The sequence below is a fragment of the Citrobacter sp. BIDMC107 genome (assembly GCF_001037575.1).
Classification (GTDB): domain Bacteria; phylum Pseudomonadota; class Gammaproteobacteria; order Enterobacterales; family Enterobacteriaceae; genus Citrobacter; species Citrobacter freundii.
The window spans coordinates 4224672-4237210 of sequence record NZ_KQ089848.1; the positions used below are offsets into that span (position 1 = coordinate 4224672).

General features: G+C 46.9%; 12 protein-coding genes and 1 riboswitch. Of the genes, 9 read left to right on the plus strand and 3 right to left on the minus strand.

Annotated elements, in window-relative coordinates; translation table 11 throughout:
* Positions 1-30: 30 nt before the first annotated feature.
* Positions 31-501, plus strand: a complete 471-nt coding sequence (locus tag SK39_RS19570) for a YehS family protein (RefSeq protein ID WP_003027346.1) — start codon at positions 31-33, stop codon at positions 499-501.
* Between the two features lie 42 nt (positions 502-543).
* Here the strand turns inward: SK39_RS19570 and SK39_RS19575 are convergent, their stop codons facing one another.
* Both SK39_RS19575 and metG read right to left on the minus strand, forming a co-directional pair.
* Positions 544-1002, minus strand: coding sequence for a YehR family lipoprotein (locus tag SK39_RS19575; RefSeq protein WP_003840158.1), 459 nt, complete (start codon positions 1000-1002; stop codon positions 544-546).
* A 206-nt stretch (positions 1003-1208) separates the two neighbouring features.
* Entirely contained in the window at positions 1209-3242 is a 2034-nt protein-coding gene (metG, locus tag SK39_RS19580) for a methionine--tRNA ligase (RefSeq protein WP_003844377.1), read from the minus strand.
* 164 nt (positions 3243-3406) lie between these two features.
* Here metG and apbC point away from each other — a divergent pair, with 164 nt between their 5' ends.
* The 6 genes from apbC to SK39_RS19610 all read left to right on the plus strand — a co-directional run bounded on the left by apbC (position 3407) and on the right by SK39_RS19610 (position 10165).
* Positions 3407-4516, plus strand: coding sequence for an iron-sulfur cluster carrier protein ApbC (gene apbC / locus SK39_RS19585; protein ID WP_048217330.1), 1110 nt, complete (start codon positions 3407-3409; stop codon positions 4514-4516).
* A 264-nt stretch (positions 4517-4780) separates the two neighbouring features.
* Positions 4781-5062, plus strand: a complete 282-nt coding sequence (locus SK39_RS19590; RefSeq protein WP_048217331.1) for a DUF2574 family protein — start codon at positions 4781-4783, stop codon at positions 5060-5062.
* 277 nt (positions 5063-5339) lie between these two features.
* Positions 5340-5894 carry a fimbrial protein gene (locus tag SK39_RS19595; RefSeq protein ID WP_048217332.1) on the plus strand — a complete coding sequence of 185 codons (555 nt, stop codon included), beginning with the start codon at positions 5340-5342 and terminating at the stop codon, positions 5892-5894.
* Positions 5895-5941: 47 nt separating this feature from the next.
* On the plus strand, positions 5942-6625 hold the full coding sequence (locus SK39_RS19600) for a fimbria/pilus periplasmic chaperone (protein WP_048217333.1): 684 nt from the start codon (positions 5942-5944) through the stop codon (positions 6623-6625).
* 12 nt (positions 6626-6637) lie between these two features.
* Positions 6638-9118 carry a fimbrial biogenesis outer membrane usher protein gene (locus tag SK39_RS19605; RefSeq protein WP_048217334.1) on the plus strand — a complete coding sequence of 827 codons (2481 nt, stop codon included), beginning with the start codon at positions 6638-6640 and terminating at the stop codon, positions 9116-9118.
* Positions 9119-9127: 9 nt separating this feature from the next.
* Positions 9128-10165 (plus strand): hypothetical protein, encoded by a 1038-nt coding sequence (locus SK39_RS19610; protein WP_048217335.1) that lies wholly within the window; start codon positions 9128-9130, stop codon positions 10163-10165.
* A gap of 51 nt (positions 10166-10216) precedes the next feature.
* Here the strand turns inward: SK39_RS19610 and SK39_RS19615 are convergent, their stop codons facing one another.
* Complete coding sequence (locus SK39_RS19615) at positions 10217-10549, minus strand: RcnB family protein (protein ID WP_016150637.1); 333 nt, start codon at positions 10547-10549, stop codon at positions 10217-10219.
* Between the two features lie 234 nt (positions 10550-10783).
* Positions 10784-10880: riboswitch (TPP riboswitch) on the plus strand.
* A 31-nt stretch (positions 10881-10911) separates the two neighbouring features.
* Between SK39_RS19615 and thiM the strand changes: the two genes are divergently transcribed.
* Together thiM and thiD are read left to right on the plus strand one after the other, a co-directional pair.
* On the plus strand, positions 10912-11694 hold the full coding sequence (gene thiM, locus SK39_RS19620) for a hydroxyethylthiazole kinase (protein ID WP_048217336.1): 783 nt from the start codon (positions 10912-10914) through the stop codon (positions 11692-11694).
* A gap of 2 nt (positions 11695-11696) precedes the next feature.
* Positions 11697-12497, plus strand: a complete 801-nt coding sequence (gene thiD, locus SK39_RS19625; RefSeq protein WP_003844369.1) for a bifunctional hydroxymethylpyrimidine kinase/phosphomethylpyrimidine kinase — start codon at positions 11697-11699, stop codon at positions 12495-12497.
* The last annotated feature ends 42 nt before the right edge of the window (positions 12498-12539 follow it).

Here is a 12539-nt window from a genome sequence, read left to right on the forward strand (position 1 = left end):
GCCATTGCATCACCGACAGTTGAAGGCTCTATGCTAAGTAACGATATTCTTCGTAGCCTGCGCTACACCCTGAAAGCGAACAATAACGACATGGTGCGTATTCTTGCGCTTGCTGACATGGAATCCATCTCCGCAAATTTCGATACCTGGACGACAAAAGAAGATGAAGACGGGTTTGTTCGCTGCCCGGATATCATTCTCTCCGGTTTTTTAAACGGTCTGATTTATCATCTGCGTGGTAAAGATGATTCTGCACCGGAACTGGCGCTTGAGCGTCGTGTTAACAATAATACGGTGCTGAAAAAACTGCGTATCGCTTTTTCACTGAAAACCGATGATATTCTGGCAATTATGACCGAGCAGAAATTCCGTGTGTCGATGCCGGAAATTACCGCCATGATGCGCGCGCCGGACCATAAGAATTATCGCGAATGCGGCGATCAGTTCCTGCGTTATTTCCTGCGTGGTTTAACGTCGCGAGAGCATAAAAAGAAAGCGTAAAGCAGCGCTGGCGATCACGATCAAAATCGGGTCGCCGAAGCTTTACTTCACTTCTTTAAAACCCGCCGATTCCATTACCGTTTGCATTTGCTTCATGCTGATGTTTTTATCGGCGTTTTCAGATAGTTTCATCCCTGAAATGGCCTGCAACGCTTTTATATCGACTTTTTCCATATCGATAGTGACATTTTCTTGCGCGTAGGTATCTGAATAGGTGAGTTTTTCTTCTATACCAGTAATATTTTGATATTTGGCGCTTAATGCGTCGAATACTTTTGCTGCTTCTTCTTTATTGCTGGCACCGACTGACGCATAGCTGATTTTACTTTCAGAGATTTGCTTCAGGACCTTATCACCTTTATAGGTGTAAGAGACAGTGATATCCGAACCGTTGAGGTTGGCATTAAATGTTTTTGTCTCTACTTTATCACCGCATCCTGCCAGGGAAAAAAACACAACCGATACCACGGCGAGAGTGAAAAATTTATGTAACGCTTTCATGTAAAACTCCATTTCATGAATATCGGATGTTAAACAATAACCTCCACGAATCTGGTAAGCCCGGACTATCTTGATCCCAGTGCAGTATAGAATAAATCTAATATTAACAACTGAGCAGTCCGAAAATGGATTAAGGGTTAAGATTAGAGGAAGCACTCACGTAGCAAAAAAAAAGCGCTGCGGTTGCAGCGCTTGAGATACTTGACTTACTTCACCTGTTGGCCTGGTTTTGCACCTTCATCCGGGCTTAACAGGAAGATATCTTTCCCGCCAGGACCTGCGGCCATTACCATCCCTTCAGAAATGCCGAAGCGCATCTTACGAGGAGCCAGGTTAGCAACCATAATGGTCTGGCGGCCAATCAGGGTTTGTGGATCCGGATACGCAGAACGAATACCAGAGAAGACGTTTCGTTTCTCACCACCGAGATCCAGCGTCAGACGCAGCAGTTTGTCGGAACCTTCCACGAATTCGGCGTTTTCAATCAACGCTACGCGCAGGTCAACTTTGGCGAAATCGTCAAAGGTGATGGTTTCCTGAATCGGGTCATCCGCCAGCGGACCGGTTACTGGTGCGGCAGCGGCTTTCACTTCTTCTTTCGACGCTTCCACCAGCGCTTCAACTTGTTTCATGTCGATGCGATTGTACAGCGCTTTAAAGGTGTTGACCTTGTGACCGAGCAGTGGCTGCTCAATGGCATCCCAGCTCAGTTCGCAGTTCAGGAACGCTTCCACACGTTCAGCAAGCGTTGGCAGAACCGGCTTCAGGTAGGTCATCAGCACACGGAACAGGTTAATGCCCATGGAGCAAATTGCCTGCAGGTCGGCATCGCGGCCTTCCTGTTTAGCCACAACCCACGGTGCTTGTTCGTCAACGTAGCGGTTTGCCACGTCGGCCAGCGCCATGATTTCACGAATAGCTTTACCAAATTCACGGCTTTCCCATGCTTCGCCGATCACTGCTGCGGCGTCGGTGAAGGTTTTATACAGCGCCGGGTCGGCCAGCTCAGTCGCCAGAATGCCGTCAAAACGCTTAGCAATAAAGCCTGCATTACGGGATGCCAGGTTGACTACTTTGTTGACGATATCGGCATTAACGCGCTGGACAAAGTCCTCCAGGTTCAGGTCGATGTCATCAATACGTGAAGATAGTTTCGCCGTGTAGTAATAGCGCAGACTGTCGGCATCGAAGTGCTTCAGCCAGGTGCTTGCCTTAATGAAGGTGCCACGAGATTTAGACATCTTCGCGCCGTTCACCGTCACATAACCGTGGACGAACAGGTTGGTCGGCTTACGGAAGTTACTGCCTTCCAGCATGGCAGGCCAGAACAGGCTGTGGAAGTAAACGATATCCTTACCGATGAAGTGATACAGCTCGGCGTCGGAATCTTTCTTCCAGTATTCATCAAAGCTGGTGGTGTCACCGCGCTTATCGCACAGGTTTTTGAATGAACCCATATAGCCAATTGGCGCGTCCAGCCAGACGTAGAAGTATTTGCCAGGCGCATTCGGGATTTCAAAACCGAAGTACGGGGAATCGCGGGAAATATCCCACTGTTGCAGGCCGGATTCGAACCATTCCTGCATTTTGTTGGCGACCTGCTCCTGTAACGCGCCGCTGCGCGTCCACGCCTGCAGCATTTCGCTGAATGACGGCAGATCAAAGAAGAAGTGTTCGGAGTCACGCATCACCGGCGTCGCGCCAGACACAACGGATTTCGGCTCGATAAGTTCGGTCGGGCTGTAGGTTGCGCCGCAGACTTCACAGTTATCGCCGTACTGATCCGGAGACTTACATTTCGGGCAGGTGCCTTTAACAAAACGATCCGGCAGGAACATGCCTTTTTCCGGATCGTAAAGCTGGGAGATTGTACGGTTCTTAATAAAACCGTTTTCCTTCAGGCGCGTGTAAATCAGCTCAGACAGCTCACGGTTCTCTTCGCTGTGCGTCGAGTGGTAGTTGTCATAGCTGATGTCAAAACCTGCAAAATCAGTCTGATGCTCCTGACTCATTTCACCGATCATCTGCTCTGGCGTGATCCCAAGCTGCTGTGCTTTCAGCATGATTGGCGTACCGTGTGCGTCGTCCGCGCAGATGAAGTTAACCTGGTGGCCGCGCATTCGCTGGTAACGGACCCAGACATCAGCCTGGATGTGCTCCAGCATATGGCCGAGGTGGATTGAGCCGTTGGCGTACGGCAGCGCGCACGTTACCAGAATTTTCTTCGCGACTTGAGTCATAGTGGGCAATTACTTCTTTTGTAGTGAAAAGGGCTTTGATAGTACCAAAATGGTAATTACTGCGCCAAGCGATAAGGGCATTTATCCGTAAATGAATAATTGTTGCGGTTGGAGTAAACTACTTGGCGACTATTGTATATTCAGAACAACAAAAAGGAGTCGGGATGAACGCACAATCCCAGGCCAAATCACCAGAGACCCTGCGCGCCATGGTTGCCGGGACGCTGGCGAATTTTCAGCATTCAACCCTGAAGCATAATCTGACGACGCTTAAAGCGTTGCACCACGTCGCCTGGATGGATGACACGTTGCACGTTGAGCTGGTCATGCCGTTCGTTTGGCATAGCGCGTTTGAGGACTTAAAAGAGCAATGTAGCGCCGATCTGCTGCGTATTACCGGCGCGAAAGCGATCGACTGGAAACTGTCGCATAACATCGCGACGCTGAAACGCGTGAAAAACCAGCCAGGTATTAATGGTGTGAAAAACATCATCGCCGTCAGTTCAGGTAAAGGTGGCGTGGGTAAATCCTCTACCGCCGTGAACCTGGCGCTGGCGCTGGCTGCAGAAGGGGCGAAGGTGGGGATTCTGGACGCCGATATTTATGGTCCGTCTATCCCGACAATGCTTGGCGCGGAAAACCAGCGTCCAACCTCGCCAGATGGTACCCACATGGCGCCGATCATGTCTCATGGTCTGGCAACGAACTCCATTGGTTATCTGGTCACTGACGATAACGCGATGGTGTGGCGCGGCCCGATGGCCAGTAAAGCGCTGTTGCAGATGTTGCAGGAAACCTTATGGCCGGATCTTGATTATCTGGTACTGGATATGCCGCCGGGCACTAGTGACATCCAGTTGACGCTGGCGCAGAACATTCCGGTAACGGGCGCGGTTGTTGTCACTACGCCGCAGGACATCGCGCTGATCGATGCGAAAAAAGGCATTGTGATGTTCGAAAAAGTCGAAGTGCCGGTATTGGGTATTGTTGAGAATATGAGTATGCATATTTGCAGCAATTGTGGCCATCATGAGCCAATCTTTGGCACCGGTGGCGCGCAGAAACTGGCCGAGCAGTACCACACCCAACTGCTGGGACAAATGCCGCTGCATATTTCTCTGCGTGAAGACCTCGATCGCGGTACGCCGACGGTTATCAGCCGTCCAGACAGCGAATTTACCGCCATTTACCGCGACCTTGCAGGGCGTGTGGCGGCACAGCTGTATTGGCAGGGAGAAGTTATTCCGGGCGAGATTGCTTTCCGCGCGGTGTAATTTATAGCGTTAAATATCATTCACCGCATTAATTATATATTGATGTGGTGAATGTATAAGATGAAGGGAAAATAGAGTATTGTTTATCCTGCCTTAATAAAAAATGTTTTTTCTGAATTAAACCCGTTATTCATCATTTAAATTGATCAGATTTATCCTATTGATTTAGTATTTCAATTGGTTTTCGCGTGGTAGTACATCTATCATTACGCTAAATAACCACCCTGCATGTTAAATCGGGCTTAATACAGGAACGACATTTAGATGAAAAAAACTTTGTCGCTGGGAATTATAGTTCTGGCTTATGGATTAAGTCTTCCCGCGTTGGGAACAGATACCGCTACCTTAACTATTAGCGGCACCGTTGTCGCGCCGACCTGCAGTACCGAAGTGGTAAATGCTCACCTTCAACAGCGCTGCGGCAACACTACCCACGTTTCCAGTACCGAACAAACTGTCACGTCGGTGGCGAGGGGAGTAACAACGGAACTGGTAGCCATTCCGGGCAGCGATAATCGTCAAATTATCCTTAATCGCTACGACTAGGATAGTCTCATTTATATAGCCCACATCACTCCTGTGAATGGTGTGGGCTTTTTTATTTATTTTAAAAATAAATATGAATGGTAAATTACGTTAACTTATTAATTGTGGAAATAAGCTTGGTTCTTATCTATTTGTTGCGATTATATTGCATTGAGTAAATTGTTTTAAATCAAAAAAACATTCCATTTACATTGCGGTAACGATTTAAGCGTGTAGATTCTAGTTACAGGAATAACACCATGTAATAAATCTAAATATATTGATTAAGGAAGATACTATGAATCGTTCAATTATTGCTGCTGTATTGGCTGGGGTATTTTTGAGTGGCGGGGCTTTTGCTGCTCCTGCAGAGGAAGAAGGAACTTTAACCATTACTGGTGAAGTAACAGGTACTGCTTGTCGATTCGATAATGGAAATAACGTTTCTGCAATTGAATTAGGAAATGTACCTGCTTCGGCATTTCAAGGTTACGGTGTTGGCGTCGATGTTCCATTTGGCGAAAATGAAGCGACAACACCAATGGTTTTGGTATGCGATCCAACCAAAGATGTAATTATTAAAGTTGATGGTGCTGCTTTTGATTATAATGATGTTATCGAAAACACCGTGGCTCAGGGATCTGGTGGTGCTACCGGTGTTGGTTTTAAATTATACCACAAAAATAAATTAATTGAAAAAGACGGAAAATCAACGCTTACTATTTCTGATCTTAAATCATTAGGCGATAATAAATTTGAGTTGCTTCTTTCTGCGCGGTATGCAAAAACTGCAACTAACGTTTCTGAGGGTAAGGTAAACGGAACTGTAAAACTGATGGTCATACAGGAATAATGTTATGCCGGCAACTCCGGTTGCCGGCATAAAATAAGGAATGAAAAATGAAGATGCTATGTGCGGTAATCACATTATCAGTTGTTACACCAGTTCATGCAGGGATAGTGATTTATGGCACAAGAGTTATTTATCCCGCGGAAAAAAATGAAATAACGCTGCAATTAATGAACCAGGAACAAAATGCCTCTCTGGTTCAGGCTTGGGTCGATGACGGTAATACTTCATTACCGCCAGAGAAGATCCAGGTTCCCTTTTTATTAACTCCTCCAGTGGTCAGGGTGCCGGGCAATTCAGGGCAACAGCTCAAAATCAAGAAAATGCCCAATATGTTGCCGAACAACAAAGAGAGTCTGTTTTATCTTAATGTACTGGATATTCCGCCTAATAATCCAGCAAATGCTGGTAAGAATGTTATAAAGTTTGCAATGCAGAATCGTATTAAACTATTTTACCGTCCATCAGGTATTGCGCCCGTTAATAGTGAGACTTTCAAAAAAATAGTATTGTCGCGCAATGGCAAGGGTTTTATCATAAAAAATGACAATGCTAATTGGGTTACGGTGGCTGAGATAAAAATTGGCAGTGTGAAAATAAATGATAAATCAGTGATGGTAGCGCCGTTTTCTAGTGAACCCGTCATGGCTAAAAGTAGTAACGCTAACCAATATAAATTAACCATTATCAATGATTATGGCAGCTTTATAAGTGATAGCGTCAGCTTGAAATAACAGGAGCTGATTATGTTAAGGATGACCCCGCTTGCTTCTGCGATATTATTTTCGTTATGGAGTATTACTACCTATGCAGCAGAAGAAACCTTCGATACCAATTTTATGACTGGTGGTATGAAAGGCGCGAAGGTTTCTGATTTCCGTATTGATAATAATCATCCATTGCCAGGACAGTATGACATTGATATCTATGTCAACACACAATGGCGTGGTAAATATGAGATTACAGTTAAAGACACCCCTGATGAAACTTGTCTGCCTCGCGATACGATTTCGCGTTTAGGGATTAATACCGATGAGATCGAGAAAACCCGGACATGTTTGTCGCTTAAGCAAATGGTTCAAGGAGGAAGCTATAGTTGGAATATAGGGAAATTTCAATTAAATCTTAGCGTCCCCCAGGCCTATGTAGATGAACTGGAAAATGGCTATGTTCCCCCAGAAAACTGGAATCGTGGAATTAATGCCCTTTATACTTCTTATTATCTTAGTCAGTACTACAGCGACTATAAGAATTCTGGTAACAGTAAAAGCACCTATGCTCGTTTTAACAGTGGGTTGAATCTGCTGGGCTGGCAGTTACATTCAGATGCCAGCTACACTAAAGCTGAAGACAGTAGCGGAGAGTGGAAAAGTAATACTTTTTATCTGGAGCGTGGGATCTCGCAAATTCTCGGCACTCTGCGCGTCGGGGATATGTACACATCGTCTGATATTTTTGACTCCGTGCGGTTTCGCGGGGTGAGATTGTATCGTGATATGCAGATGTTGCCGAACTCCAGGCAAAACTTTACGCCATTGGTACAGGGGATTGCACAGAGTAATGCGTTAGTGACTATTGAGCAGAACGGCTTTGTGGTTTACCAAAAAGAGGTGCCGCCAGGTCCGTTTTCTATCGCTGATTTACAACTGGCGGGCGGTGGTGCTGATCTTGATGTCAGTATTAAAGAGGCTGATGGGTCAGTAACGACCTATCTGGTACCGTTCTCTTCTGTCCCGAATATGCTGCAGCCCGGTGTATCCAAATATGATTTTGTCGCTGGACGTAGCCATATTGAGGGGGCGAGAAATCAAACCGATTTTACCCAGCTAAGCTATCAATATGGGTGGAATAACCTTTTGACGTTATACGGCGGTACGATGCTCGCTGATAACTACAATTCGTTTACGTTAGGGACCGGCTGGAATACCCGAATTGGTGCCATCTCCGTGGATGCTACGCGTTCACACAGTAAGCAGGACAATGGCGATGTATTTGACGGGCAGAGCTATCAAATTGCTTATAATAAATATTTGACGCAAACCGCCACGCGTTTTGGCCTTGCTGCCTATCGATACTCGTCACGAGATTATCGAACGTTTAACGATCACGTCTGGGCAAATAATAAAGACAGCTATCATCGTGATGAAAATGATGTGTACGACATCGCGGATTATTACCAGAACGATTTTGGTCGTAAGAACAGCTTTTCGGCCAACGTGAGCCAATCTATGCCGCAAGGTTGGGGTTCATTCTCGTTCAGTACGCTGTGGCGCGATTATTGGGGGCGTAGCGGTAACAGTAAAGATTATCAGTTGAGTTATTCCAATAGCTGGCAACGGATTAGCTATACCTTTTCAGCCAGTCAGACATACGACGAGGATCATCACGAAGATAAGCGTTTTAACGTTTTTATCTCCATTCCGTTCGATTGGGGAGATGATATAAGCACTCCACGTAGACATTTGTATATGTCTAACTCAACGACCTTTGATGATGATGGTTTTGCGTCAAATAATACCGGGCTTTCCGGTACTGCGGGCAGTCGCGATCAGTTTAACTATGGGGTGAATCTCAGTCACCAGCGTCAAGACAGCGAAACAATGGCAGGTGCAAACCTAACGTGGAATGCACCGCTTGCTACGCTAAGCGGCAGCTATAGTCAGTCAAATAAATATATGCAAGCCAGCGGCAATATTTCAGGCGGTGTGTTGGCTTGGTCTGGCGGGGTGAATCTGGCTAATCGTCTCTCAGATACCTTTGCTATTCTTCAGGCTCCGGGACTGGAAGGGGCATATGTTAACGGACAACGATACCGTACCACGAACCATAACGGTGTAGTGTTATACGATACTGTTACCCCTTATCGGGAAAATAACCTGATGCTGAACGTTTCTAATACCGACAGTAAAACCGAGCTATTGGGTAACCGACACAGTGCTGCGCCTTATCGCGGCGCCGTGGTGCTGGTGAAATTCGATACCGACCAACGGCAGCCCTGGTTTATTCGCGCCCAGCGCCCGGATGGTTCGCCCTTAACTTTTGGTTATGAGGTGGAAGATAACCAAGGGAATAATGTTGGCCTGGTCGGTCAGGGCAGCCAGCTCTTTATTCGTACCGACAGCGTGCCGCCGGAAATTAAGATCTCAGTGGATAAACAACAGGGACTTTCATGCTCAATCTCCTTCGGTAAAACGATTGATGAAAGTAAAGTTTATATTTGCCGATAAGGAGGATGTATGAGATTTATATGTTTGTTATTTCTTATGGTTGTATCATTTTCAAGTTTTTCTATGTGTTATGATGAAGATTTTGCTTTTTTAGGAACTGCGACAAAAACTTCGGATGGGGTGGCTTTAAGTGAAGATATAGAAATAAATTTAAATGAAGCACAGTTAAATTTATTTCAGCAAGCTACTGCTCAAAATTTTAATTTTACTTCTTCAAGAAAATTTCACTGTCAATTTTCGAATAAAAATAGTAATAATTACGAACTCACTGCCATACCTCTTTATAATCATATCATGTACTATCGGATAGAGTCAGAGGATATAAGTAGTTATATATATGTTGCAGTGAGGATTATAGTGCAAAATTCCCCTGTCTTTCCACTTTCTCGAATTGCGGGGACATGGAGTCAGTATGAGTATTTTAATTTCAATGGTGGTGAAATCAATTCGAAAGGAAGCTACAGGGTAGATTATAAATTAATCAATCAAGATCCGGGAGGAACTACAGCTATAAAATTAAATAATTCAACGCTCCTGGGTGATTATATTGTTTTTACGGAGGATCGTACTGACTCCATTCATTATTTAGCACAAAAAATCAAGGTAAAATTTAATTACACTCCTACTACCTGTTCTTTTACTGATACTGCAGTTAGAGTTAATACTGTAAATTATAGTGATGTGAAGAATAATCTTTCATATGATGCCGATGCTGAAGTAAAGATTGATTGTGACCAAACTGTGGCCTATGCCACAAGATCTGTTCATTACAGATTCGTTTCTGATAATGCTGTAGGCAATGTTTTGCCTAATGAATATACGAATAGTGATAGCGCGGGAAATATTGGCTTTGAGTTAATAAAAGATGGATCTGTAGTTAATTTAAGCAATAATCATTATGAACTGATCGCATGGGGTGATTTAAAAGAAAACGTGGCCAGAAATACGATTATACCGCTGAAATATAAATATACTCCTTATGGAGATAAGATATTTAAAGCCGGGCAGGTATTGAGCCGTGTAAAAATTGTTATCGATTATGATTGATCATGGTATGGTATTTTACGCACTCCCCCATAAGAACGAGTGCGTGCTTTTTTACCGATGATAAAAAATCTCGCCATCGTAAGCTTTAATGATCTTAGCATCGGCATCATTGACCAGCACATACGCGCCGCCCATGTAGGTCCAGTGGGTGCCTGCCGTCGGCGCGGGCAGATTGCGTAGATTCCACTGTTTAATGGTGTATTCTTCGGTGAGATACAGTGGTGGGACCTTGTCACCGGGTTTGAAATGGGTGAAGTCAGCAATAAAGCTGCTCAGTTCATATTTATCGATACCGGTGGGGGCAGCTGTTGCGGTTGGCGCGGCCCAGACGACGCTGCTTGCAAGCAGAAGTGCACCCAGCAACATTTTATTCTTCATACCCATCCTCTCTACCTCTTCGGGTCATCAAAATCAGTCATGTATCATTCCTGGCATACCGGATGTCTGACAAGCACTATTTTGTGATCACTCCAGTCATTTCGTAAAAAGTGTAAATGAAAGTACAGAATTGCAGCAATCTTGACCAGTAGTTTCACTTTGGGGGCGGGTAGTACGCCAATTTACATCGCTAAGCACAGGCAGTATCCTGTTACTGAAACCAGCATATTACGTTTGTGTTTCAACGACTCGGGGTGCCCTTCCTGGTGAAGGCTGAGAAATACCCGTACCACCTGATCTGGATAATGCCAGCGTAGGGAAGTCTGACACTGCCCGTGTCCCTTCTTCGCGCGGGCAGGAGCTGAACCATGCAGCCTGACCTGCACAGCCGCGCGCTCGCGGCTCACACTTTGCACCAATTTAGAACCCTATCCCCGCTCACACACTGTATGACCAATGAAGTCGTGCAAAGCTTTACTGCCAATACATTACTGGCGCTGGGCGCATCGCCAGCGATGGTGATCGAACCTGAAGAAGCCAGCCAATTCGCCGCTATTGCCAGTGCATTGCTGGTTAATGTCGGCACCTTAACTCAGGAGCGGGCCACGGCGATGCGCGCCGCCGTTGAGCGGGCTTATCATGCTAAAACCCCGTGGACGCTCGATCCCGTTGCCGTAGGCGCGCTTGAGTTTCGCCGCCGCTTTTGTCTGGATTTACTGTCGCTACAGCCTGCTGCTATTCGTGGCAACGCTTCGGAAATACTTGCTCTCGCCGGCATGAACGGTGGGGGACGCGGCGTGGATACAACCGATACAGCTGTCGCTGCGCTTCCGGCAGCGCAGGCGCTGGCTCGTCAGATTGGGACCATTGTCGTGGTTACCGGCGAAGTGGATTACGTCACCGATGGTCAGCGTATCGTTGGCGTGGACGGCGGCGACCCGTTAATGACTTGCGTGGTGGGCACCGGATGCGCGCTATCAGCGGTTGTTGCAGCCAGTTGTGCCTTGCATGGTGACCGACTTGATAACGTCGCCTCCGCCTGTAGCTGGATGAAACAGGCCGGGCAAATCGCCACCGAGCAATCAAACGGACCGGGCAGCTTTGTCCCGGCATTTCTCGACGCCCTCTATAACCTGAACGCCCAGGAGTAAGCATGAAACGGATTAACGCATTAACGATCGCCGGAACCGATCCAAGCGGTGGCGCGGGTATTCAGGCCGATTTAAAAACCTTCTCGGCGCTGGGCGCATACGGCTGTTCCGTTATTACGGCGTTGGTGGCGCAAAATACGCGCGGGGTGCAGTCGGTGTATCGTATTGAACCTGACTTTGTCGCTGCGCAACTGGACTCTGTGTTGAGTGATGTGCGTATCGACACCACAAAAATTGGTATGTTGGCGGAGACGGATATTGTTGAAGCGGTCGCCGAACGTTTGCGTCGCCATCGGGTACAAAATGTGGTGCTGGACACGGTGATGTTGGCGAAAAGTGGCGATCCGTTGCTGTCACCCTCGGCGGTAGAAACGCTGCGTACCCGTTTGCTGCCACAGGTTTCGATTATCACCCCTAATTTACCCGAAGCAGCTGCACTGCTCGGGGCATCGCATGCGCAGACTGAGCAGGAGATGTTAGAGCAGGGAAGAGCGCTACGGGCGCTGGGTTGCGAGGCGGTGTTGATGAAGGGCGGTCATCTGGATGACGCGCAAAGCCCGGACTGGCTCTTTACTCGCGACGGCGAGCAGCGTTTTACCGCGCCGAGGGTGATGACCAAAAATACCCATGGCACCGGTTGTACGCTATCGGCGGCGTTGGCAGCCCTGCGTCCGCGCCATAACAACTGGGCCGATACCGTACAGGAAGCCAAACTGTGGCTTTCAGCGGCGCTGGCACAGGCAGACACGCTGGAAGTTGGCGAGGGAATTGGTCCGGTGCATCATTTTCACGCGTGGTGGTAATGGGTATACTGGCTGCAGAAACGGCGGCCAGGGAAAAGATAA

Excerpts from the sequence above, each read along its gene's own strand:
- SK39_RS19605 (WP_048217334.1), top strand. The coding sequence starts at position 6,638 with ATGTTAAGGATGACCCCGCTTGCTTCTGCGATATTATTTTCGTTATGG.
- SK39_RS19610 (WP_048217335.1), top strand. The coding sequence starts at position 9,128 with ATGAGATTTATATGTTTGTTATTTCTTATGGTTGTATCATTTTCAAGT.
- SK39_RS19595 (WP_048217332.1), top strand. The coding sequence starts at position 5,340 with ATGAATCGTTCAATTATTGCTGCTGTATTGGCTGGGGTATTTTTGAGT.
- SK39_RS19600 (WP_048217333.1), top strand. The coding sequence starts at position 5,942 with ATGAAGATGCTATGTGCGGTAATCACATTATCAGTTGTTACACCAGTT.
- SK39_RS19590 (WP_048217331.1), top strand. The coding sequence starts at position 4,781 with ATGAAAAAAACTTTGTCGCTGGGAATTATAGTTCTGGCTTATGGATTA.
- apbC (WP_048217330.1), top strand. The coding sequence starts at position 3,407 with ATGAACGCACAATCCCAGGCCAAATCACCAGAGACCCTGCGCGCCATG.
- thiM (WP_048217336.1), top strand. The coding sequence starts at position 10,912 with ATGCAGCCTGACCTGCACAGCCGCGCGCTCGCGGCTCACACTTTGCAC.
- SK39_RS19570 (WP_003027346.1), top strand. The coding sequence starts at position 31 with ATGCTAAGTAACGATATTCTTCGTAGCCTGCGCTACACCCTGAAAGCG.
- SK39_RS19575 (WP_003840158.1), bottom strand. The coding sequence starts at position 1,002 with ATGAAAGCGTTACATAAATTTTTCACTCTCGCCGTGGTATCGGTTGTG.
- SK39_RS19615 (WP_016150637.1), bottom strand. The coding sequence starts at position 10,549 with ATGGGTATGAAGAATAAAATGTTGCTGGGTGCACTTCTGCTTGCAAGC.
- thiD (WP_003844369.1), top strand. The coding sequence starts at position 11,697 with ATGAAACGGATTAACGCATTAACGATCGCCGGAACCGATCCAAGCGGT.
- metG (WP_003844377.1), bottom strand. The coding sequence starts at position 3,242 with ATGACTCAAGTCGCGAAGAAAATTCTGGTAACGTGCGCGCTGCCGTAC.